Origin of the sequence: Arthrobacter sp. LjRoot78, assembly GCF_964254335.1 — a bacterium.
Classification (GTDB): domain Bacteria; phylum Actinomycetota; class Actinomycetes; order Actinomycetales; family Micrococcaceae; genus Arthrobacter.
The window spans coordinates 4,510,513-4,531,520 of the sequence record NZ_CAXUTG020000001.1 but is presented as its reverse complement, the minus strand read 5'-3'; the positions used below and the strand labels follow the sequence as shown (position 1 = coordinate 4,531,520).

At 65.8% G+C, this 21,008-nt stretch carries 20 protein-coding genes; 6 read left to right on the top strand and 14 right to left on the bottom strand.

Going from position 1 to position 21,008, the window contains the following annotated elements:
* Positions 1-12: 12 nt before the first annotated feature.
* On the bottom strand, positions 13-477 hold the full coding sequence (locus ACSQ1X_RS21020) for a pyridoxamine 5'-phosphate oxidase family protein (protein WP_055799982.1): 465 nt from the start codon (positions 475-477) through the stop codon (positions 13-15).
* Between the two features lie 109 nt (positions 478-586).
* Between ACSQ1X_RS21020 and ACSQ1X_RS21015 the strand changes: the two genes are divergently transcribed.
* Positions 587-1,510, top strand: a complete 924-nt coding sequence (locus ACSQ1X_RS21015) for a diacylglycerol/lipid kinase family protein (RefSeq protein WP_436059155.1) — start codon at positions 587-589, stop codon at positions 1,508-1,510.
* A 94-nt stretch (positions 1,511-1,604) separates the two neighbouring features.
* On the opposite strand, the gene ACSQ1X_RS21010 is transcribed toward ACSQ1X_RS21015, so the two are convergent.
* The 6 genes from ACSQ1X_RS21010 to ACSQ1X_RS20985 all read right to left on the bottom strand — a co-directional run bounded on the left by ACSQ1X_RS21010 (position 1,605) and on the right by ACSQ1X_RS20985 (position 7,860).
* On the bottom strand, positions 1,605-2,333 hold the full coding sequence (locus ACSQ1X_RS21010) for a maleate cis-trans isomerase family protein (RefSeq protein WP_436059154.1): 729 nt from the start codon (positions 2,331-2,333) through the stop codon (positions 1,605-1,607).
* A gap of 8 nt (positions 2,334-2,341) precedes the next feature.
* Positions 2,342-3,784 carry an amidohydrolase family protein gene (locus ACSQ1X_RS21005; protein WP_436059153.1) on the bottom strand — a complete coding sequence of 481 codons (1,443 nt, stop codon included), beginning with the start codon at positions 3,782-3,784 and terminating at the stop codon, positions 2,342-2,344.
* A gap of 10 nt (positions 3,785-3,794) precedes the next feature.
* Positions 3,795-4,631, bottom strand: coding sequence for an aspartate/glutamate racemase family protein (locus ACSQ1X_RS21000; RefSeq protein WP_436059152.1), 837 nt, complete (start codon positions 4,629-4,631; stop codon positions 3,795-3,797).
* Complete coding sequence (locus tag ACSQ1X_RS20995; protein WP_436059151.1) at positions 4,628-5,311, bottom strand: GntR family transcriptional regulator; 684 nt, start codon at positions 5,309-5,311, stop codon at positions 4,628-4,630. The genes ACSQ1X_RS21000 and ACSQ1X_RS20995 overlap by 4 nt, the downstream gene beginning before the upstream one ends.
* Positions 5,312-5,409: 98 nt before the next feature.
* Entirely contained in the window at positions 5,410-6,759 is a 1,350-nt protein-coding gene (locus ACSQ1X_RS20990) for an MFS transporter (RefSeq protein WP_055799964.1), read from the bottom strand.
* 261 nt (positions 6,760-7,020) lie between these two features.
* On the bottom strand, positions 7,021-7,860 hold the full coding sequence (locus ACSQ1X_RS20985; protein WP_436059150.1) for an ACT domain-containing protein: 840 nt from the start codon (positions 7,858-7,860) through the stop codon (positions 7,021-7,023).
* Between the two features lie 285 nt (positions 7,861-8,145).
* Here ACSQ1X_RS20985 and ACSQ1X_RS20980 point away from each other — a divergent pair, with 285 nt between their 5' ends.
* The gene (locus ACSQ1X_RS20980; protein WP_436059149.1) at positions 8,146-9,321 is read left to right on the top strand and encodes a DegT/DnrJ/EryC1/StrS family aminotransferase; all 1,176 of its coding nucleotides are present in this window, start codon (positions 8,146-8,148) and stop codon (positions 9,319-9,321) included.
* Between the two features lie 11 nt (positions 9,322-9,332).
* Here ACSQ1X_RS20980 and mscL read toward each other — a convergent pair whose 3' ends face one another.
* A complete protein-coding gene (mscL, locus tag ACSQ1X_RS20975) occupies positions 9,333-9,794 on the bottom strand; it encodes a large conductance mechanosensitive channel protein MscL (protein WP_436059148.1) in 462 nt (153 codons plus the stop codon).
* Between the two features lie 206 nt (positions 9,795-10,000).
* Here mscL and ACSQ1X_RS20970 point away from each other — a divergent pair, with 206 nt between their 5' ends.
* On the top strand, positions 10,001-11,080 hold the full coding sequence (locus ACSQ1X_RS20970; RefSeq protein ID WP_436059147.1) for an FUSC family protein: 1,080 nt from the start codon (positions 10,001-10,003) through the stop codon (positions 11,078-11,080).
* A gap of 27 nt (positions 11,081-11,107) precedes the next feature.
* Here the strand turns inward: ACSQ1X_RS20970 and ACSQ1X_RS20965 are convergent, their stop codons facing one another.
* Positions 11,108-12,406 carry an MFS transporter gene (locus tag ACSQ1X_RS20965; protein ID WP_436059146.1) on the bottom strand — a complete coding sequence of 433 codons (1,299 nt, stop codon included), beginning with the start codon at positions 12,404-12,406 and terminating at the stop codon, positions 11,108-11,110.
* A gap of 136 nt (positions 12,407-12,542) precedes the next feature.
* Here ACSQ1X_RS20965 and ACSQ1X_RS20960 point away from each other — a divergent pair, with 136 nt between their 5' ends.
* From ACSQ1X_RS20960 to ACSQ1X_RS20950, 3 genes are all read left to right on the top strand, one after another.
* On the top strand, positions 12,543-13,310 hold the full coding sequence (locus ACSQ1X_RS20960; RefSeq protein WP_436059145.1) for an IclR family transcriptional regulator: 768 nt from the start codon (positions 12,543-12,545) through the stop codon (positions 13,308-13,310).
* 157 nt (positions 13,311-13,467) lie between these two features.
* Positions 13,468-14,655 carry a 4-hydroxybenzoate 3-monooxygenase gene (locus ACSQ1X_RS20955; protein WP_436059144.1) on the top strand — a complete coding sequence of 396 codons (1,188 nt, stop codon included), beginning with the start codon at positions 13,468-13,470 and terminating at the stop codon, positions 14,653-14,655.
* Positions 14,656-14,678: 23 nt separating this feature from the next.
* A complete protein-coding gene (locus ACSQ1X_RS20950; RefSeq protein WP_436059143.1) occupies positions 14,679-15,704 on the top strand; it encodes an FAD-dependent monooxygenase in 1,026 nt (341 codons plus the stop codon).
* Here the strand turns inward: ACSQ1X_RS20950 and ACSQ1X_RS20945 are convergent.
* The 5 genes from ACSQ1X_RS20945 to ACSQ1X_RS20925 form a co-directional block, all read right to left on the bottom strand.
* Positions 15,694-17,535 (bottom strand): ABC transporter permease, encoded by a 1,842-nt coding sequence (locus ACSQ1X_RS20945; protein WP_436059142.1) that lies wholly within the window; start codon positions 17,533-17,535, stop codon positions 15,694-15,696. The genes ACSQ1X_RS20950 and ACSQ1X_RS20945 overlap by 11 nt on opposite strands.
* Positions 17,532-18,659 carry an ABC transporter ATP-binding protein gene (locus ACSQ1X_RS20940; protein WP_436059141.1) on the bottom strand — a complete coding sequence of 376 codons (1,128 nt, stop codon included), beginning with the start codon at positions 18,657-18,659 and terminating at the stop codon, positions 17,532-17,534. The genes ACSQ1X_RS20945 and ACSQ1X_RS20940 overlap by 4 nt, the downstream gene beginning before the upstream one ends.
* 46 nt (positions 18,660-18,705) lie before the next feature.
* On the bottom strand, positions 18,706-19,767 hold the full coding sequence (locus ACSQ1X_RS20935) for an extracellular solute-binding protein (RefSeq protein WP_436059140.1): 1,062 nt from the start codon (positions 19,765-19,767) through the stop codon (positions 18,706-18,708).
* Positions 19,768-19,985: 218 nt separating this feature from the next.
* On the bottom strand, positions 19,986-20,420 hold the full coding sequence (locus ACSQ1X_RS20930; RefSeq protein ID WP_082506761.1) for an acyl-CoA thioesterase: 435 nt from the start codon (positions 20,418-20,420) through the stop codon (positions 19,986-19,988).
* An 82-nt stretch (positions 20,421-20,502) separates the two neighbouring features.
* A complete protein-coding gene (locus ACSQ1X_RS20925; RefSeq protein ID WP_055799926.1) occupies positions 20,503-21,006 on the bottom strand; it encodes a GNAT family N-acetyltransferase in 504 nt (167 codons plus the stop codon).
* Positions 21,007-21,008 lie beyond the last annotated feature (2 nt).

Here is a 21,008-nt window from a genome sequence, read left to right as displayed (position 1 = left end):
TCGGAGGGCGGCCTACTGCTGGTGCCCGGGCAGGGTGACCGGTTCCACGGGCGGCCACCATTTGGTGGGCGGGCCGATGACAAACCGGCGACCGCTCAGTTCACTGGGCGTGATGCGGACGAGGATGTCCTTGGCACCCTCCTGCCACGGCGACGGCGTCTCGGCGGGGGCGTCCTCACCGGGCTGCACGGCCTCGGCCACTCCCTTGACCACCACGCTCCACGCAATGGTCCCGTAGATGTTCAGCCCGTCCGCTTCCAGAACCACGGGCTCCCCGGAGAGGATGGCGTCCAGCTTGGTTCCGTGACCTGTCCGGAACAGCACCGTGCCCTCGTCCGGCAGGTAGTTGACCGGAAAGATCTCCGGCTTCGCATCGCTGATGACCGCCAGCCTTCCCACGGACGCGGAACGCAGGTGCTGCCAGCATTCATGAACGGTGAGATCTTTTGTTTCCGGCCCCGGCCCAGACGTGTTCATGCTGCTGAGCCTAGGTGCCCGGTCCGCGTTGCGGCAGGGTAGCAAGTCCCGGATTTCAGTTACGCTTCACTTTGGGAGAACCCCCGACCATTTGCCTGTGAAGGATGCCATGACCCAGGAAAACAAACGCGCCGCAATCATCATCAATCCCGCCAAGCCGGTGGACTTTGATGTCCGCGGCCTGATGGCCAAACACTGCGCTGACGCCGGATGGGATGAACCCCTGTGGATCGAAACCACCAAGGAGGACCCGGGCGTCGGGCAGGCGAAGGAAGCGCTTGAGCGGGGCGCCGACGTCGTTATAGCTGCCGGCGGCGACGGCACCGTACGGTGCGTGGCCGAGGTCCTTTCCGGCACGGACACCCCGATGGGGCTGCTGCCGCTGGGGACCGGCAACCTGCTGGCCCGCAACCTCGGGATGGATGTCACCGACATCGAAGGGGCGATGGCGGGTGCCCTCACGGGCGAGGACCGCAAGATCGACGTCGTCCAGGCCGTCCGGAGCGACCCGGAAAAGGAGCAGCTCTTCCTGGTCATGGCCGGCATGGGCTACGACGCCACCATCATGGCGGACACCAACGAGGACCTGAAGGACAAAGTGGGCTGGCTGGCCTACGTGGACGCCGGCATCCGGAACCTTCCGGGAAAACCCGTGAAGGCAAACATCGTCATCGATGGAAAGTCGGTGGCACACCGCCGGGTCCGCAGCGTCATGGTGGGGAACTGCGGCAAGGTCCAGGGCGGTCTGGAAATCTTTCCGGACGCGAAGGTGGATGACGGCCTGCTGGATGTGGTGGTCCTGGCGCCGCGGGGCAAGCTCGGCTGGTTCTCCGTGGTGGCCGGCATGATCGGCAAGGGCCGGGGCAAGGACACGTCGGTGGAGTACTTCCAGGGAAAAACCGTTGAGATCACCTTTGAGCACCCGGACGACTACCAGCTCGACGGCGACCACGAGGGCGACACCAAGTACGTCAACATGACCATGCTTCCCGGTGCGCTGACCGTCCGGATGAGCGCGGCGGCCGACGCCTAGCGGCACTGCCCAGCCTGGGCATCAGACATCGGAGGTTCGACGGCGGCCCGCTCCCAGAGGGCGGGCCGCCGTCGTTCTTGCCTGGGCTGCTGGATCAGTCCGCGAGCAGCCTGCCCCACCTCGGTGCGAGCAAGGGGGACCCGGCAAGTTTGAGGCAGTGCCACAAAGTCACCGCCACGGAGTCCAGCACCGGAATGCCGGTTTCTGATTCCACCTCCGCCGCGATGTTGGCGCCGTACAGGTTGGTGCAGAGGTAGATCAGGGCGTCCGGGCGGGCTGCGGCCAGCTCCAGCGACCCCGGCCGCATTTCCTCGTCCGTCACCCTGGCGAACGACTCGTTGTCGCTCAGCCCCAGGGCCCGGTGGCCGATGGTTTTGAAGCCGTCCGTCTCGTAGGAGGCCATGATGGCGCGGTTCACGTCCTCCGTGTACGGCGTGAAAAGGCCTATCCGTTCCGTGCCGAAGGACTCGAAAGCCTCCAGGTAGGCGAGCGTGGAGGTGGTGGCGGGGATGCCCGTCGCGTCCGTGATTTCGGCGACCAGCTCCCGGTCGTGGTCCGCGCCGAGCCACGAGCCGGACGTGCCGTTCCAGGCGATGACATCCACATCCGCCGTTGCCAGCAGTTCGGCGGCGGCGCGCATGACAGCGGGATCAAACTGCTTGTCCGAGGAGTCATCCAGGGCGATCCGGGTGACGGGGATCCGGGTGAAGTGGATGGTGACGTCGTCCCGGTCGCCCAGGATCCGGTAGCTCTGCGGCTCCAGGCAGGTGTTGGAGGACGGCACGATCATGCCGATGCGGGTCTTGCGTGCTGCGGAAGGCATGGTTGCTCCTACTTTGCTGCGAAGAGGGTTGCGGGAGTGGCGGCGGCCGAACCCGTGCCGGACGAGAGGTGCTGCCGGAAGCCGTTGCGGGCCACGAAACGTCCCACCGCGCCGGGATCGTGGAAGCCGTCATCGTCCACCACCACGCGCCCGGCGGAGACGACGACGGCGGGCCAGCCGGTGAACGTGCGGCCGTCGAACGGCGAGAAATCAGTGCCCATGTGCAGCGCACCGCCGTCGACCGTCCGTTCCTCGGCAGGGTCGAAGATCACCAGGTCGGCGTCGAAGCCCTCGGCAATGGTCCCCTTGCGGGGGACCGCGTTCACGCGGGCGGGGCCTGCGGAGAAGACCTCCACGAAGGCCTCCACCGAGCCGCCGGTTGAAGCCACGGCTGTGAAGGTGACGGGCATCCGCGTTTCCACTCCCGGAAGGCCGTGCGGCATGGCGCGGACGTCGTCCGTCCGTTCACGCTTCTGGGACAGGTCGTAGCAGGAGTGGTCCGAGGAGACGGTGTGGATGGCGCCGTCGGCCAGCCGTTCCTTGAGCGCGGCGACGGTTTCGGGGCTGCGCATGGGCGGGCAGCAGGCGTACCACTCGGGAAAAGCGGAGCCGTACGCCGTGTCATCGAGGGTGAGGTAGTGCGGGCACGTCTCGGAATAGGCCTCCTGGCCGCGGGTACGTGCCTCGGTGACCAGGTCGACGGCGCCCGGGGTTGACTGGTGCACGAAGTACACGGGGGCTTTGGTGTACTCGGCCATGGCAAGGGTTTCCTTGACCGAGATTTCCTCGGCAAGCTCGGGGCGGGTCCGGTGCAGGTGCTCGATGCCGATCCTGCCGTCGTCGGCATGCTGCTGCGTGCAGTCGCTGATGATGGGGTCGTGTTCGGCGTGGATGTAAGTGAGGCCGTCCAGCCGCACCATCTCACGCATGACCTTCAGGATGGTGTCCCCGTCCGCCATGGTGGTGCCGCGGTTGGTGGTGTACATCTTCACCGAGCGCACACCTTCGGCGGCCAGCTGCTCCAGCTGCCACGGCACGGTTTCGTCCCAGCCGACAACGGCGCCGTGCAGGGCGACGTCGCAGCGGGACTCCTGCGCCAGTTCCTTCTTGTGGAGCACAGCGGCCAGCGGGGTTTCCTGCGCGTCACGGGGAATGCCGAAATCGATAATGGTGGTGGTGCCGCCCCAGAGCGCTGCCGTGGAGGTGGTGCGGTAGTCGTCCAGCGTGCGGAAACGTCCGGTCACCTGGGCCACGTGGCAGTGGCCGTCCACGCCGCCGGGAACCACCAGCCGGCCGGTGGCGTCAACGATGCGGTCAGCGGCCGGGACCGGTTCGGCAGCGTCGATGAGCTGGTCGATGCGGCCGTCGCGGACCACCACGTGGGCGTTCCGGCGGCCGAAGCTGTTCACCACGGTGCCGTGGGCGATGACGAGGTCTGGAATGCGGGACATCATTGTCCTCCTAGTTCTTTGAAGCGGCGCTTGTTGAAGCGGTGAGTGCAGACTGGGCGGCGGCCAGGGCGGCGTCGAGGTTTTCGGAGAGGCCCTTGCGGGCTTTCACCGGTGGCGGCGCGAAGGCGCCGGCGCGGTGCGGTCCGGATTGAAGTCCGACGACGGCCTCTGCCATGCGGATGCCGGCGGAGATGCCATCCACCACCGGAACGGGGATCTGGCCGCGGAGTTCGCGGGCCAGCCCGGCGAGGGGCGCGCCGGCGAGGATCACGACGTCGGCCCCGTCCTCGGTGACCGCCTGCAGGCTGAGCGCCAGCAGCGTTTCCTTGAAGTCCTGCTGCACGGAACCGATGCCGGTGAGGGTCTCATTGATGGAGCGGATGGAGGCCAGCCGGCCGCCGAGGCCGAAGCGCTCCACGCAGTCCAGGTACCAGGGCCGGATCCGGTCGGAGATGGCGATGATGGAGAAGCGGTGGCCCTGCAGGGCGGCAGCGCACAGCGCGGCCTCGGTGATGCCGATGACGGGGACGTCCGTGAGTTCCTTCAGGGCAGGCATGCCCGGATCGCCGAAGGCCGCCACGACGACGCCGTCGATGGGCGCCGCGTCGGCGGGTGCAGCGGAGGAGACCGCGCCGCCGCCGGAAGACTCCGGGGTGTATTCGGCGATGACCTCGGCCACGGCGCCGGCGGCGATCAGGGACTCGAAGCGGGTTTCGATGTATTCGACGCCGTGCCCGGCGGTGCGGACCACCAGTTCGGTGCCCGGCGAGGCGGAGCGCAGGGCTTCCGATTCGATCAGCGCCGTGACGTCGTCGCTGATGTTGGGGTTGATGACTAGGAGCTTCATTTTTTCTTCCGGTGAAGGGCGGGTTCTGTTTTCTGGAAGTCGTCGGGGAACTGTTCACGGTATTTGCCGATGTGCGACGCCGACTGGGCGGCGGCGCGGTCCGGATCGCCGCTGGCGATGGCGCCGTACAGGTCCCGGTGTTCCTGGATCAGTTCCGGCAGGTCGCTGACGTGGCGGAACAGCCAGTGCATGCGGCCCTGCAGAGGTTCAAGAGCGGACCTGAGGAAGCCGTTGTCCGCGATCCGGGTAATGGCGTCGTGGAATTCGCTGTTGGCCCGATGTGCCTCCATGACGGCGCCTTTGGCGAGGCAGCGTTCGGCCTCGTCCAGCAACCCGTCAAGGTAGGCCAGATCCTCCGGCGTTGCGCGGACGGCGGCGAGGCGGCAGGCCAGCACCTCCAGTGATTGGCGGACATCGAAGAGATCCTCGACGTCCTTGGGGCTGAGTGAGCTGACCTCGGCGCCGCGGGCTCCCCGGTCGCTGAGGAGGCCTTCCTGGCGCAGCATCCGCAGCGCCTCCCGGACCGGCAGCCGCGAGACGTTGAACTCGGCTGCAAGGTCGCGTTCCACCAGCCTGGTGCCGGGAGCGTAGTGCCCTTCGAAAATCCGCGTGCGGAGCGTGTCCCGGACAGTCTCGCGGAGGGGGCGTTCCTTGTCCTGGGTTGCTTCTGCGGTAAGCATGGTGCTCCATTCGGTGTTCTTGACGGGTGGTGCGCTCCCGGCGCCGGGAGGAGGTGCTGCGGTGCCTAGCTTAGGGCCGCCGGCTTAGGGCCGACCGCCTAGACGGGCAGGCGCTTGTTGTAGTCCAGCATGAGGACGGACACGCCCATGATGATGGCGGATCCCACGAAGTACAGCAGCGCCCAAGTGTAGGAGCCGGTGGCGCCGACGATCAGGCCGACGGCGATAGGGGTGACAAAGCCCGAGATGTTGCCGCTGAAGTTCATCGCGCCGCCCAGGACGCCGGCGTTGGTCCGGCCGCCCAGGATGGACGGGATGCTCCAGAACAGGCCCACCCAGCGGAGGAAGAACATCACCACGGAAAGAAGTACGACGGCGGTGGTCGGGTCCGCCACGACGGTCACCCCGATGAGGCCGCCTACCACCACGACGCTTGAGGTTCCCAGCAGCGTGCGCATGACGCGGTTGGCCGAGGCTCCGGCTGCCCGCCACTTGTCGGCGATGGTGCCACCCAGGATCTCGCCGACGAAACCGGCGCCGAAGATCACGAACGTGGACCAGCCGATGGTTTTCAGGTCAAAGCCCTTGGCCTGGGCCAGGTAAAGCGGACCCCAGGTAAGCAGGCCGTAGAACACGCCGTTGAAGCCCAGCCAGCCGAAGCACATGGCCCAGAAGGAGCGGAATTTCAGGTAGGGGAGCAGGGCGCGCTTGCCCTTGCTGCCGTCCAGCTCGGCTTCGGCGTCCTCGGCCGCGTGGGAGGCTTCGATGTATTCGGCCTCGGCAGCGTTAACTCCGCGGTGCTGGCGCGGGTTGTCCCGGACGTACCACCAGACGGCAAGGCCCATGAGCACCGTGGCGGCACCGGCGATGACGAAGGAACTGCGCCAGCTGCCGGTGGCGGCGATGAGGCCGGCGATAAGGATGCCGCCCAACCCGGCGCCCAGGGGAGCGCCGGCGTCGAGGATGGTGGCACCGCGGCCGCGTTCCGACTTGTGCATCCAGATGGCATTGAGCTTGCCGCCGGCAGGCATGACCCCGGCTTCCGTTACGCCGATGCCCAGCCGGGCGATGAACATGCTCAGGAAGCCGCCGGCCATGCCTGAGGCGGCCGTTGCGGCGCCCCAGCCGACGCAGGAGGCTGTCATGACTTTGCGGGGGCCGAACTTGTCGATCAGCAGGCCGACGGGGATCTGCATGAGGGCGTAGGTCCAGAAAAAGGCGGAGAGGAGGAGGCCCACCAGCTCAGGTGCGAGGTTGAATTCCTTCTGGATGATGGGGAGCGCCACCGAGATGGAGCCCCGGTCGATGTAGTTGACGGCGACGAGGACGAGGAGCAGCAGGAAGAGCTTCCAGCGGACGTTGGTGCGCCGTTGCACTCCGTCCTTGCCGGTCTGGCCTTCGGGGGACTGAACTGCTGTTGGATCGGTTTCGGTACTGGGAAGAGACACAGCTTCTCCTTCACGGGGAAGATTGCGGGCAGGGGAAAGACTCTGGTGCTGTGGCTGGCCGGGGCCGGATCGGGCGGCGGCCGTACTGTCCCGGCTGGATCTGCGTACGCCTTTCGTGGCGCCAGGCTCCGGGAAGATGTCACTTTTGGGATCCCGTTTTGGGATCCCAAAATTAAAGATAGAAGTGAGCCCCGCCACTGTCAAGGGTTTTTCGCCCGCTGGCCGGCGGGCAGCCTATTTACCGATTGTGACTGCCGGCAGCTACCGGCTGTCGCTGTGCGCGAGGATCTCGGCCAGCTCAGCCAGCCGGTGCGCCCGTGCCGATTCAGCAGGCGTAAAGGGCTCGCCGGGGCGGTAAAAGGTGATGGGGCCGTGCCAGGCCGTCGGGATCTTCAGCACCGTCCCGGCGTCGGCAGCGGCCGGGGCTTCCTCACGGCCCTCCGCGGCCACGGGTACGATCCTCGCCGAAAGCAGCTCGGCGACGGCCAGCGGAAGCTCATCCGGGTTGCCCGCAATCCGCGCGGCAAGGCTCAGCGCCTTGGTCTGGCCGTCCGCCATGGCCAGGGCCGTGGTGGGCCAGACGTGGGAGTGCCTCCCGCCGCCGTCGCGCAGTGCCTCAAGCATCTCCCGCTCGCCGAGATGCCCAGGGGCGGACAGGACGAACTCGTCCATGACGCCGCCCGGCACCGGATGGAGGTGGATGCTGAGGATGTTGGTGTCCAGCCGGGCCAGGGCTTCCGTGATTTTTTGAAGCGACCCTGGCTGGTCGCGCAGCACTGTGCGTGCGCGCCACAGGGCCGGTGCAGTGTTCAGCCGCTTGCGGTGCCGCAGGGCAGGAGCGTGCAGCCAACTCCTCAGCATCCTGGCCGCGGAGGGCTCAGCAACCCAGATCACCAGCACCGTGGCGGTCAGGGTGAGGACCAGGACTTTGGCCACATAGGGAAGGTGCGTCTCCACCACGGCGGCATGCACAAGGAGCTCAATGGGCAGCATGACGGCGATATTCGCAAGTGTCAGCCGGGTTTTTGTGGGTTCCGGCATCTGGCCGCAAACTTCGCAGCTCAAGTCGGCCGATTCGGGGGACTGTGCCTTGCGCTTCATACTCACATCATGTCCGGGCCCTGTTTCAGAGGCGTTGCAACCGGGTCACGATTGTCGGCTATGATGCTGCATCCCTCAGCAAGTAACCCAGGGGTATCCGGCGGCAAGGAATACAAGTACTGCCCTGCTCGCCGGGCAGCACCGCAGTGCCCAGGCGGGTATTACGCGCTGCCACGGCGGTGCTCAGCGGGAAAAGGCGCGTACGTAACTCTCGTGACCGCACCGTCGAGTGGCGCGTTGAATGGAAAGGCATACCATTTCCTTTTTACCGAGGGGGAGGTCCCGGTGACCATCAGCGAAGACCGTGCGGTTAGCCACATCGGTGTAATGAGGCCGTGGCTCGGGCAGGAGGAAGCGGACGCTGTCGTGCAAGTGCTTTCTTCGGGCCGGACGGTTCAAGGGCCACGCGTAGGGCAGTTTGAAGAGGCGTTCGGTTCGGCGCAGCAGGCGCCGCACGCCGTCGCAGTGTCCAGCGGCACCGCGGCCCTCCACCTGGCGCTCAGGGTGGCCGGGGTTCAACAGCAGGACGACGTCGTTCTGCCCTCGTTCTGTCCAATTGCCAACGCCGACGCCGTGGGCCGCCTGGGCGCCCGGACGGTCTTTGCCGATGTCGAAGCCGGAACCGGCAATGTCTCGCGCGCGACCATCGAGGAGGCGCTGACACCGGCAACCCGGGCGGTGATCGTGGCGGACCAGGGCGGCATGCCTGTTGACTTGGAACCCATCCGCGACCTATGTGATCCGCTCGGTGTCACAGTTATCGAGGATGCCTCCTGCGGCGTGGGCTCCACCTACCAAGGACAGCCGGTGGGCGCCGGCGCCGAACTGACCGTGTGGTCCTTCGATTCGTGCGAGGTCCTGACCACCGGCGAAGGCGGCATGCTCACCACCCGGAAAGAGGCGTGGGCGGCCGCGGCCCGGCAACTTCGTAACAACACCGGGAATGACGCGGGATTCGATCACCGCATGACCGATCTGCAGGCCGCCATCGGCCTGGTCCAGCTGGGGCGGCTGCACGAAGCCGTCGCCCATCGCAGGGAAATTGTCGCCAGCTACCAGCTCGCGCTCTCACGGATCGCAGGGCTGCGGTTCATCAAGGACCCGGACTACGGCAGCAGCAATTTCCAATCCTTCTGGATGGAAGTGCTGCCGTCATTCGCCTTGCCCCGGGATGAGCTTCTGGAGCGGCTGTCCCGCGACGGTATTTCTGCCGGCGTCGGGCTTACGGCGGTCCATCGGCAGCCGGCGTACTGGGACCGGGACACCGGCCTGGCGGACCTGTCGGTCACCGAGCGGCTGGCGGACCGGCTGGTGGTCCTGCCGGTGTATCACCAGTTGACCCCCGGCGAGCAGTCCAGGGTGCTCCGCTCTGTCCGGCTCGCGGCGGCCGGAATACCCGTCACCGTTCGGCGCGGCAAGTGGACCGGCGGCTTCCGGCGCACAGACGCGGCCAGCGCCTGACCGCCGGATCGTCAGCGGGAGCTTTCGGACTCTTTCGCTGACGATCCGGCCGCGGTGAGTTCCCTGTCGGTACCCGCGAGCTGGGCCAGCAGGTCCCGGATCTCGGCCAGCAGTGCGGTGTCCGCCGGAATGGGCTCCTCCTCAGGGTCCGCCGTCGCCAGCCGGCTCTTCACCAGCGAGTTGATCTTGTTCATGGGTGCCACGAAGATGAAATAGACCACCGCGGCAGTGATGAGGAAGGTCACGAAGGCGGTGATGACGCCGCCGATATTGACGAACGTCTTGCTGTTGCCGGGCCAGATGGCAAAGCCCAGGCCTTCGGTCTGGACCCCGCCGGCCGCTGCGATGATCGGGTTGACGATGTGTGTGGTGAAAGCGGTCACCAGCGCCGTGAACGCCGTGCCGACGACGACGGCAATGGACAGTTCGATCACGTTCCCGCGAAGGATGAAATCCTTGAATCCTTTGAGCATGGGGGTCCTCCGGTTTGCGTTTCTGTCGGTGATTTAACCGATAGACAATACCAGTCCGCCCCTTCCGATCGCTCCCGCGAGGGGAGCTGGAAGCCCGAGCCGGGCCACTTTTGAGGGTGCCGCCGGGTGGCCGGGCGTAGGATTTGAAATGGACGCCAACGCTGCCGCCATCAGACTGGCACCGTACGGAAAGGCGTGACCCCCCCTTGAAGCTTTTGGCCGAGATGTTCACGATTGCCCCCGGCAATAAGGACCATCAGGTCGCGATCCGTTGCGCCGTGGGTGTCTTTGTTCCGTTGATCATCCTTGTCCTGATCGGCCGGAGCGACCTGGCGATCTTCGCCTCCTTCGGTGCCTTCACCGGTATCTACGGTCGCGGGGAGCTGCACCGGAAGCGGCTTTTCATCCAGATGCGCGCCGGTTCGCTCATGCTGCTCGTCATCCTCCTGGCCACGTTGTCCGCCCGCGCTGGCCAGGCCCTGGGGCTGTCGGACGCCGCGAGCACCTGGACGCAGGTGGCAGCCACCACGGTGGTTGCCGGGGCGTGTTCGCTGGTGATTGCCTTGTGGCGCCACCGGCCGGCGGGTTCGTTGTTCCATATCTTCGCCTTCGCGGCCATCGCTTCGATTCCGAACCAGCCGCCGCTCTGGCAGTGCATGCTCGTCGCGATTCTCACCACCGCGTTCTGCCTGCTGATCGGCATTTCCTCCCGCCTGGTGCGGAGCCGCCGAACGCCCTGGGCCATGCCCGCGCCGGCCCGGCTAACGCAGGAGGAGAAGCGCGCCGCCTGGCTTGAAGCTGTGGGCTACGTTGTGGCTGCGGGGCTCGCCGGAACACTGGCCACCATCGTGGGGCAGTGGCTTGGCTTCGGCCACAACTACTGGGCCATGGTGGCTGCAGTCGTTCCGTTGGTGGGCCGGACCACCCGACACCGCGTGGCCAGGGGCATCCAGAGAATCATCGGCACCGTGCTGGGGCTGATCGTGCTTGCCGGTGTGCTCTTGCTGAATCCCGCGCCCTGGCAGATGGTCCTGATGATCGCCGCGTGCCAGTTCGGCGCAGAGATGTTCATCGCCCGCCAGTACGTCCTGGCGCAAATATTCGTGACGCCGCTGGCTCTCACTGCCACGCTGCTGGCGGCGCCCACTGCCCCCGAAGTTCTGCTGCGGGACAGGATCGTCGAGACGGTCATCGGCGCCGCCGTCGGCATCGCCGTTGTGGGTGCACCCGCCGTTTGGCGGCGGATGCGGGCGGGGGACAAGGCGCGGCGCATTGCCGCGTCATGAGGCCCGGCCGCTTGGAGCGCCCGGCTGTTAGGAAGGCCCGACGGCGGTCCGTTTGCCTGCCGCTGCGGTGACCGCCTGCGGCACCAGCACGAGCGCCGCCACAGCGAGGACGGCCGCGCCGGCGAAGACGTAGAAGCCCCAGGGGTAGGCGATTCCGGCGGCCACCAGGGTGCCCGTCACGGCCGGGCCGAGGATGGCGCCGAGGCGTCCGACCCCTGCGGCGAAGCCCAGTGCGGTGCCGCGCAGCCGGGCCGGGAACAGCTGGCTGACCCAGGCGTACACCAGCACCTGTGAGCTGAAGACGAAGACGCCGGTCACGAACACGGCCGCGTTCAGGAGCAGTTCGTTCTGGATCTTCACGCTGAGCGCTGCGAGGAAGACGGCGGAGAGGAAGAACCAGAGAAGCACGATCTTCTTGGTTCCATGCTTGTCGGCCAGGATGCCGGCCACCACCAGGCCAACCACCGCGCCCACGTTCAGGACAAGGAGCAGGGAGAGTCCTGCGCTGAGCGTGTAACCGGCGGAGGACATGAGTTGCGGCAGCCAGGTGTTCAGCCCGTACACGAGCAGCAGGCCCATGAAGGAGGCGACGGCGATGCCAGCCGCAACGAGGGGGTACGGTTTCCGGCCGAGGTCCCGGAAGCTGGCGCGTTCTTCGACGGAGGGCTCGACGGAGGGCTCGGCGGGCTCAGCGCCCTTGGCGGGATGGGTGCCGGACGCCGGAGAGAGCGCCGGCAGGGAAACAACCGCGGGCAGCGTTTCCGGCAGCTTGAACCACAGGAACGGCACCAGCGCGAAGCCGGCGATACCGCCGACCACGAACATGATGCGCCAGTCCGGGATGACCATCAGCGCCAGGAAGGCGGTGGCCACGGCCCCGGCGTGGTAACCGGTCATGGTCCGCGTGGTGGACTTGCCGGCCGATCCCGCGGGGGCGTAGTCGTTCATGTACGCCAGGGCGGCCGGGAGGCAGGCACCCAGCCCCAGCCCCGCCAGCAGCCTGAAGATGCTGAAGACGGCAACGTTGGGGGCAAAGACCACGGCAATGGTGAAGATGGAGAACCACGTCACGCAGGCAACCAGCAGGTTCCGCCGGCCGAAGCGGTCCGAGAGCGGCGCAATGAACAGCGCTCCCAGCCCTACGCCCACCAGTGAGATCGTTGCGGCGAACGTGGCGCCGACGGCGTCGAAGCCGAGGTCGTGGGTCTTGATGAGGGTGGGGATGACGGTGCCGAGCACCACCAGGTCAAAGCCGTCCAGGACCATGGCCAGCCAGCACAGCCAGACGGGCCAGCGTGATTTGTTTTCCAACGACGTCGTTGACATTGCTACCTCAGAGTTGATTTCATGCCGGTTGGTTTCTCCATGGCGCCGGCCGGGACCGAACGTTCCCTCTCTTGAGATTTGTACCACTGGCCCCTGTTGTGTGGGACACTTCAAACCATTCAATGGAAGGGAAAATGTGGCCAACTCGGGCTCCGGGGACTCAGTGGTGGACCGCGTGGTCCGCGTCATCGCCGCCTTTCCGGAAGGCGTCAACGTCCTGCCGCTTTCCGAACTCGCGGTTCGGGCCGGTCTGCCGCTCACCACGGCCCACCGGCTGGTCCGGCAGCTGGCGGGCCACGGGCTTTTGGACGTCGGGTCCGGCGGCTCGGTGCAGCTCGGGCTGCGGCTGTGGGAGCTGGTGAACCGCAATTCGCCCACCCTGGAACTGCGCAGGGCTGCCATGCCGTTTATGGAGGACATCCAGCAGGTACTCAACCAGAACGTGAACCTCGCCGTGCTGGACGGCTGGGAGGCCCTCTTTGTCGAGCGTTTGTCCCGGCGCGGCTCGGTGGCCAACCGGGCGCAGGTGGCCGGCCGGATGCCGGTGCATGTTTCCTCCGCCGGGCTGGTCCTGATGGCCAACCAGCCCCACGCGGTCCAGGCGGAATACCTGGCGGGCTTCGCGGATCCTGCCGGCAGGCTGACGGTGGAAGAGCTCCGCATCCAGCTGGGGGAGGCGGCACACCAGGGCTACGCCCAGCTGGCCGGCGTGGTGGATCCGGACACCTGGGGCATTGCGGTCCCCGTCATGAACCGCAAGAAGCGGACGGTGGCCGCGATCGGCGTCGTGGTTCCGCTGCGCGAGGTGCGCCTGCAGGCGCTGGTGCCGGCGCTGCAGACAGCCGCCCGGGGAATAGGGCGGCGCCTCGCTGAATCGCAAAGCCCTCCGGAGGGGCGGGACTAGGGGGCGGGACTAGAGGGCGGAACGAAAGAGGCCGAGCAAATTCCATTCAACGGAATCCTTGTAACGCGGATCACTCGTCCGGGAGCACACTTTAGCCAGACGATCCAACAGGCCCCGGACACTCCCGCCGGGCCCCGCAACGAAGCGAGGAAACACCATGGCAGCCCGAAAAATCATCACCACCCAAGTGGCCATCCTGGGCGCGGGCCCGGCAGGACTGATGCTCTCCCATCTGCTCGCCAAGTCCGGCATCGAATCCACCGTCATCGAGATCCGCAGCCGGCAGGAGATCCAGGAGACGGTCCGCGCCGGCATCCTGGAGCACGGCACCGTGAACATGCTGGTGGACAGCGGCGTGTCGGACCGGGTGCTGCGGGACGGCGACCGGCACGACGGCATCGAGCTGCGCTTCAACGGCGAAAGCCACCGGATCGACTTCAAGGACCTGGTGGGCGAGTCGGTGTGGCTGTACCCGCAGACCGACGTGTTCATGGACCTGGCCGCACGGCGCGAGGCCGACGGCGGGGACGTCCGCTACAGCGTCACCGACACCACCATTCACGACATCGAGGGATCACCAAAGGTCTGGTTCACGGACGCTGACGGCGTGGAGTACGAGCTGCAGGCCGACTTCATCACCGGCGCGGACGGTTCCCGCAGCCACTGCCGCTTCCAGATCCCCGAGGCGGACCGCAAGTGGTACTTCCACGAATACCCCTTCGCCTGGTTCGGCATCCTGGCCGAGGCGCCCCGCAGCTCCGATGAGCTCATCTACGCCAACTCGGACAATGGTTTCGCCCTGATCAGCCAGCGGACCGAGACCGTCCAGCGGATGTACTTCCAGTGCGATCCCAACGAAGACGTGAACAACTGGAGTGAGGACCGCATCTGGGACGCCTTCCGCAGCCGGGTCAACGGCAACGGCTTCGAGCTCAAGGAGGGACCGGTCATCGACAAGATGGTCCTGAAATTCCGCAGCTTCGTCCACGCCCCTATGCGCCACGGCAAGCTGTTCCTGGCCGGCGACGCCGCCCACACCGTGCCGCCCACCGGCGCCAAGGGCCTGAACCTTGCCATCCACGACGTCAAGGTCCTGTTCGAAGGGCTGGAAAGCTATTACAAGGGCGGTTCCACGGCACTGCTGGACGCCTACAGCGACCGCGCCCTGGAGCGCGTCTGGAAGGCCCAGCAGTTCTCCTACTGGATGACTTCCATGCTTCACACGCCCGTGGATGCTGACGACTTTTCCCGGGCACGCCAGTTGGGCGAACTCAACTCGGTGGTGTCCTCCCGCCACGGCAGGGCGTACCTGGCGGAGGCATACACCGGCTGGCCGTCCGCCTGACACGTTCGCCGTAGACTCGGTGAATGTACGCCATCACGATCGTCGGCGGGGGCATTGCCGGGCTGGCACTGGCCGCGGCGCTTGACCCGGATCGTTTCCACGTAACCGTGCACGAGCAGCGGAACGCCTTGCCGGCAGTGGAGACGTCCCTGGCTATGTGGCCCGAGGCCCAGCAGGCCCTCGGCTCCGTCGGGATCCTCCCGGAAATCCGGGCGGCAGGCTCCGCCTTCGAGGCCATGGCCCTGCGGGATGCTGCCGGGACAGCGTGGCTTCGCGCCGAGGTTGCCGGCGTCATCGGCATTTCACGGGCGGACCTGCTCCGGCATCTGGACGCCGCCGTGCCGGAGTCGGTGGCCCGTGTGTTTGGGGCGGTGACCTCGCTTCCCGATGGCGACCTGCTGGTCGGGGCCGACGGTGTGCATAGCGTGGTCCGCCGGGCACGCTGGGTTCCGCGGTCCCGGGAGCGGCTCAGCCCCTACCTCGCCCTGCGCGGAGTCATCAACGAACCTGTGCCTGCGGACAGTGGCGGCGAATACTGGGGCCGCGGCGAATTGTTCGGCATCGCGCCGGCCTCGCGGCAGCGGACCTACTGGTACGCCTCCTACCGGTCAGACCTCGGACCGGGCGGCATCGACGTCGAAGCGGCGCTGGACCTCACCCGGCGTCGGTTTTCCGGAAAAGCGGCCGGAATTGTCCGTGTCCTGGCGGAGGCAACACCGGAGGGGACCCTCGCGCAGCGGATCTGGACCGTGCCGGCCCTGCGCAGCTACGTGCGCGGTGGTTCCGTGCTGGTGGGAGATGCCGCCCACGGCATGACGCCCAATCTTGGGCGTGGTGCCTGTGAAGCCCTGATTGACTCCGTCACGCTTGCGGAGCTGCTCAACTCGCGGCCGCTTCCGGAGGCGCTCAAGGAGTACAACAAACGGCGCGTACTGCGGAGCCAGGCGTTGCGGGTGGCGTCGTCTGCAATGACCCGGCTCGTGCTCACGGAATCCGCCCAGCCGATCAGGGACAGGATTCTCAGCGTGGCCGGGCGGCTCAGCCGGTAACCCCGCCGCTCGCCGCGGATGCCTTGGTGCCCGCTAGCTCCACCGCCGGTGAACCGACGGGCGCCGGCGTGCCAGCTGCGGCGTCCGGTACGCCGCGCTTGCCGCTCTTGGAGCCCCGGCGTCCACCAGGCCGGCCGCCGGACCGCCCGTACACGAGGTACATGGTCAGCCCGGTGATGACCATCAGCAGCACCGTGTAAACAAAGGTGTTGGAAACTCCGTCGACGCCTTCTGCACCGTCCGTGTTGGCTTTGATCACGAGGCCCAGCGGCTGCACCAGCGGGTGGGCCAGGAAGATGGCGGTGTCGTAGTCGTCCAGCATGCTGTTGAAGTTGAGGGCAGCGATGGCCGCCGCGGCTGGCAGGACCAGAGGCAGCAGGATGCTTCGGAACACATAAATCGTCTTGGCCCCCATGATCGTTGCCGCCTCTTCGAGCGAAGAATTAATTGATGCAAACGAGGCTTTGAGCATTCTGAGCGTGAAGGGGATTTTGACCGTGACAAACGCGATCAGGAGGATGACAGTGGTTCCGGTGAGGACGGCGCCGCCGACCAGAGGGTTCGGGTGGTCGTAGCTGATGATCAGTCCCAGTGCCAGCAAAGCCGACGGCAGGATCCAAGGGATGTGCAGCAGGTACTCGAATAGGGCAGTCACCCAGTTTTTGTGTTTCTGCAGGATCCGCGCCACAAAGAGCAGGCCGCCTACGGCGATGACGGCCGCCAAGGCGCTGTAGATAACGCTGATAATGAAAGGCCGCAAGCCCGCAGGCTGTGTCAGTACACGCACGTAGTTGTCGATCGTGAGGCTGCCCGGCGAGAGCTGGCCGGTTTGGATGGCGGCGCCGTCCGCGAAGGAAAACAGCACAATCAGTACCACCGGGAGGGTGTAGACCGCGAACAGCAGGTAAGCGGCCGCGTGCACGGCAATGTTGGCTGCAGGATTGGTGATCTTCTGTTTCTGCAGAGCGGAGGAAACCTTGGACACCGAAAAGTAGGTCCCGCCCTTTTCCAAGCGGGACATCACAGCGAGCATCAGGATGGTGGCTACGCCCAGGATGACTGCGAGCAGGGCCGCAAGATCCCGTGACGTGGGGCTATTCGTGAAGGTGAGGATCATCGGCGTGATCGTCTGGAAGTCGCGTCCGCCGAGGACCTGCGGCGCGCTGAGTGCTCCCAGGCCGGTGAGGAAAGACAAGATGGTGACGGCGAAGAGCGTGGGCTTCAGCATCGGCAGCACAATGCGCCGAAGGATGGTCCAGGTGGAAGCGCCAAGGTTCCTGGCCGCTTCGATGGTCTGGTAGTCGACGCCTTTGAGGGCGTTCGCGACGAAGAGCATGTGGTTGGTGGTGGTGGCGAAGGTCATGACCGCCAGCACTGCGAAGAATCCTGAAAACCAGTCGGGCTCCATGCCGGGAAAGATGTTCAGCAGGAAGGCCGTGGCGATTCCCTTGTCGCCATAAATGAACTTGTAGCCCGCCGCCAACACGATGCCGCCATAGATGAAGGTCGTGGCGTAGCCCAGGAACAGGATGCGGGAACCGCGGATCCTGAAGTAGTGGGTCACCAGGACGATGAAGATGCCCACAACGTTCACGGTAATGGAAAGTGCCACGGCCAGCAGGAAGCTGTTGCCCAAGGACTTCATGGCCCGCTGGGACGATAGGAGTTTCTCCGCCGCCCGGCCCGAAAAGGTCCCGCCGGGGAAGAAGGTTTCGATCAGCACGTTCGCGTTGGGCCAGACGAGGAAGGCTGCGATGAACCACGTCAGGACCGTTCCCACGATGATGATGAACGGTGAACGGAGCATGCTCCTGGCGGGGGTGCTGCTCATCGGAGGGCCGCCGCCTGATCCCGGCCGGACTGATCCTGCCCGGCCGGTGCGGCATCCTGCAGTGCGGCACCGGTGTCTGGATGGTACTGCAGCACATGACCCGGCTGGACATAGACGGTCGTCTCCGAACCCGCCTCGGGATGCACGCCGCCGTCCTCCTTGACCAGCAGCCGGATGTCGGCGCCGTGGCTCCGAACGACATAGCGGCTGTGGAGGCCGTGATAGGTCCGGGACACCACGGTTCCGGTGAGCCCCACGGCTGTGCCGCCGGCGCCTGTGCTGCCGGCGCCTGTGCCGCCGTCTGCGGGGCGGGTCAGTGACGCCTTTTCCACCCGCAGGTAGGAGTTGGCTGTCACACTGAGACCTGCACTCGCGAGCCGGTTCATTTCAGCTACGAACTCCGCGGTCAGGGGGGAACTGTCGCCAATGAAGTTGCACACGAATTCCGTGGCTGCCCTGTCGTAGATGTCCTGGGGAGTGCCCACCTGCTCCACGACGCCCTTGTTGAAGACGGCGACGCGGTCGCTCATGGCCAGGGCCTCGTCCTGGTCGTGGGTAACGTAGACAGTGGTGATTCCGAACTCGGACTGCAGGTCCTTGAGCTGCTGCCGGAGCTGGTGCCGGAGCTTGGCATCCAGATTGGACAGCGGCTCGTCGAGCAGCAGGATCTTGGGGCGCAGCACCAGCGCTCGGGCAACTGCCACCCGCTGCTGCTGGCCGCCGGAAAGCTCTGCCACGTTCTTGTCCAGCTGTTCGTCGCTGAGCTCCACCCGGCGCGCAATATCGCGCACCAGGCGGTCGCTCTCGGCGGACTTCTCTTTCCGGACGCGCAGGCCGAAGGCGATGTTGTCCCGGACGCTCATGCTGGGGAACAAGGCGTAGTTCTGGAACACCATCCCCACCTGGCGCTTGTCGCTGGGGAGGCGCGTGACGTTTTTCCCGTCCACGTGGACGGTTCCCGAGGAGGGTTCTATGAATCCGGCCAACGTCCGAAGCGCCGTCGTTTTGCCGCAGCCCGACGGGCCCAACAGCGTGAAGAATTCACCGGGTCGGACGTGGAGGTCCAGGTGCGGGATGGCAATGAAATCGCCGAAGGAAACTTCGATGTTGTCCAAGCGGATCATGGGGAACCTGTCTGGTGGGACTGCAGAAGCGGGGGCTGGGCAGGGGCTACGTCATGTATTCGAGCTCAATCTTTTCCACCCAGGCGCCCATGTTTTCCTGGACGAAGTTCCAGTCGATGTCCTGCTGCTTCAGCCCGTCGAAGAACTCGACCACCTCCGGCTTGGCCTTGGCGGCGGCACTCTTGTTCACCGGCATTGAATTGAACTGCTGCGCCCACTCACCCTGGACGTCGGCGCTGCCGAACCAGTCGATGAACTTCTGAGCCTGCTCCTTCTTGTCAGTGCCCTTCACCAGGGCGACCTGCTCCACCGCGAGGGGGACGCCGACGGACGGCACCACGGTTTCGACATTGACTTTGAAGGACTTCTCCCGTTCCGCCACGATCGAGGACGGCATCTGTCCCATGTCCACATCCCCTGACGCGATGCGGGCGAAGAGGTCGGTTTTCGCGACGGCGGGGCTGCCGTTCTTGAAATACTGCTCCACCTGCTTCCAGCCCTCATCCGAGATGCCCAGATCGCCGGAATCGTCCTTGTACCGCGAAAGAATGCCGGCGAACACCAGTTGCGCCGTGGCTGTACCCAGACCCGTGACCCGCTCATAGCGAGTCTTGAATTCGTCCTTGGACCACAGGTCAGTCCAGTCCTTCGGTGCCTGCTCCGGGGTGATCTTGTCCGAGTTGTAACCGAGCAGGATGGCCTGCTTCACCAGCGGCCAGTAGGCCTTGTCGTCGTCGCTGTCGGCGAGCGAGGCCTCGACTTCGCCCGCCCAGGCAGGCTCATAGGCCTCGATGGCGCCGGCTGATTTCACCTGGGCGAAATACATGTTGTTGAGGCCGAAGGCCACGTCGGCAATGGGGTTGTTCTTCTCGGCGATCAACTTATTGGTGGCATCGGCGCCGCCGGCGCCCACAATCTCAATCTTGAAGCCGGCGTCCGCCGCCTTTTTTGTCAGCCAGTCTCCGCGGCCCTCTCCGTTGGAGTTGGTGTACACCACCAGGGTCTCGCCTGATGCCCCGGCGGCGGATGAACTTCCCGTTGCTTCGGGCGCTGCGGCGCCGGCACCGCAGCCGGCCAGGAGGGTGACGGCGACGGCGGCGGCAGCCATTGTTTTAAGTTTGTGCACGATTGAGACCCATTTCTGAACTGGAACCGGAGCATTGTCCGGCAAGCCTATAGCGGCTCATGCCGATTAAGGCCGTTTATAGCTATCGATTCGATAAACTACCCGGCCCCGGCGTTCGAGTCTGGTCCAAGCGCCCCAACGGCGTGCGCCCGTGGCTTTAACGTGCGGTGAACTTCCGGCGTCTCAGGATGGGGGCGGGGTCAGTCCTGCTCCAGGGTCTCCGTCAGGTGGTGCGTGGGGATGCGGTCGCGGTCGTAGGTGATCTCGGTATAGCCGTGCGGTTCAGGCTTGCCTTGCTGGTTGAGGTTTACGAACACGATTTCCTCGATGGTGAGGATGCTCTGCCGGGTGATCATGTTCCGCACCTCGGCGCGCATGGTCAGGGACGTCCGGCCGAACCGGGTGGCAGTCAGCCCCATCTCAATGAGGTCCCCCTGGACCGCTGAGCTGACGAAGTTGATTTCAGAAATGTATTTGGTGACGGCCCGGCCGTTGCCGAGCTGCAGGATGGCGTAGATGGCCGCTTCCTCATCGATCCACTTCAGCAGGCTCCCGCCGAACAGCGTGCCGTTGGCGTTGAGGTCTTCAGGACGCACCCATTTGCGCGTACGGAAAGTAATGTCTGCCGATTCCATAATGCGAGATTAGCCGACGGCGGGCCGCCAGCCGCAGTGTGACGGTCCGCCAGGGGACGATGGCAACCGGCTCCTTCCGCCGTCAGGCCATGGCAGTGTGGGCGGCGCTGTGCGAATCGATCGTCTTGGCGTAGCAGTAGGAGTGCTCAACCCCGATGTAGGGCCCGAAGTTGGGCACTTCGTCGAATCCGCAGCTCTGGTAGAAGTTCCTGCCGTCCGGCTGGGCCGAGCCCGCCTCGGCGGTGATCGAAGTGACGCCCATGCCGTAGGCGTGCGCTTCCAGTGCGGCGAGGATGGAACTCGCGACACCCGAACCGCGCGTGTAGGGCAGGACGTACAGCCGTTTGATCTCCGCCGTAGTGGAGTCCAGCATCCTCAGGCCGCCGCAGCCCACCGGCTGCCCTGAGCTTTTTTCGTAGGCCACCAGGAATACGGCGGTGTCCACTTCCGACGGCGGCGGGCCGGGTTCGTGGTCCTTCGTGCCGAAGCGGGCGTCCAGTTCTGCCTGCTGTGCCGCACGCAGGTCGGCGCCCACGGGGTTGGCCCAAGTGACCTGCCGGATGTTGAGACGGGGGTTGGTCTGCATCG

Excerpts from the sequence above, each read along its gene's own strand:
- ACSQ1X_RS21020 (WP_055799982.1), bottom strand. The coding sequence starts at position 477 with ATGAACACGTCTGGGCCGGGGCCGGAAACAAAAGATCTCACCGTTCAT.
- ACSQ1X_RS21015 (WP_436059155.1), top strand. The coding sequence starts at position 587 with ATGACCCAGGAAAACAAACGCGCCGCAATCATCATCAATCCCGCCAAG.
- ACSQ1X_RS21010 (WP_436059154.1), bottom strand. The coding sequence starts at position 2,333 with ATGCCTTCCGCAGCACGCAAGACCCGCATCGGCATGATCGTGCCGTCC.
- ACSQ1X_RS21005 (WP_436059153.1), bottom strand. The coding sequence starts at position 3,784 with ATGTCCCGCATTCCAGACCTCGTCATCGCCCACGGCACCGTGGTGAAC.
- ACSQ1X_RS21000 (WP_436059152.1), bottom strand. The coding sequence starts at position 4,631 with ATGAAGCTCCTAGTCATCAACCCCAACATCAGCGACGACGTCACGGCG.
- ACSQ1X_RS20995 (WP_436059151.1), bottom strand. The coding sequence starts at position 5,311 with ATGCTTACCGCAGAAGCAACCCAGGACAAGGAACGCCCCCTCCGCGAG.
- ACSQ1X_RS20985 (WP_436059150.1), bottom strand. The coding sequence starts at position 7,860 with ATGAAGCGCAAGGCACAGTCCCCCGAATCGGCCGACTTGAGCTGCGAA.
- mscL (WP_436059148.1), bottom strand. The coding sequence starts at position 9,794 with ATGCTCAAAGGATTCAAGGATTTCATCCTTCGCGGGAACGTGATCGAA.
- ACSQ1X_RS20965 (WP_436059146.1), bottom strand. The coding sequence starts at position 12,406 with ATGTCAACGACGTCGTTGGAAAACAAATCACGCTGGCCCGTCTGGCTG.
- ACSQ1X_RS20955 (WP_436059144.1), top strand. The coding sequence starts at position 13,468 with ATGGCAGCCCGAAAAATCATCACCACCCAAGTGGCCATCCTGGGCGCG.
- ACSQ1X_RS20950 (WP_436059143.1), top strand. The coding sequence starts at position 14,679 with ATGTACGCCATCACGATCGTCGGCGGGGGCATTGCCGGGCTGGCACTG.
- ACSQ1X_RS20945 (WP_436059142.1), bottom strand. The coding sequence starts at position 17,535 with ATGAGCAGCACCCCCGCCAGGAGCATGCTCCGTTCACCGTTCATCATC.
- ACSQ1X_RS20940 (WP_436059141.1), bottom strand. The coding sequence starts at position 18,659 with ATGATCCGCTTGGACAACATCGAAGTTTCCTTCGGCGATTTCATTGCC.
- ACSQ1X_RS20935 (WP_436059140.1), bottom strand. The coding sequence starts at position 19,767 with ATGGCTGCCGCCGCCGTCGCCGTCACCCTCCTGGCCGGCTGCGGTGCC.
- ACSQ1X_RS20930 (WP_082506761.1), bottom strand. The coding sequence starts at position 20,420 with ATGGAATCGGCAGACATTACTTTCCGTACGCGCAAATGGGTGCGTCCT.
- ACSQ1X_RS20925 (WP_055799926.1), bottom strand. The coding sequence starts at position 21,006 with ATGCAGACCAACCCCCGTCTCAACATCCGGCAGGTCACTTGGGCCAAC.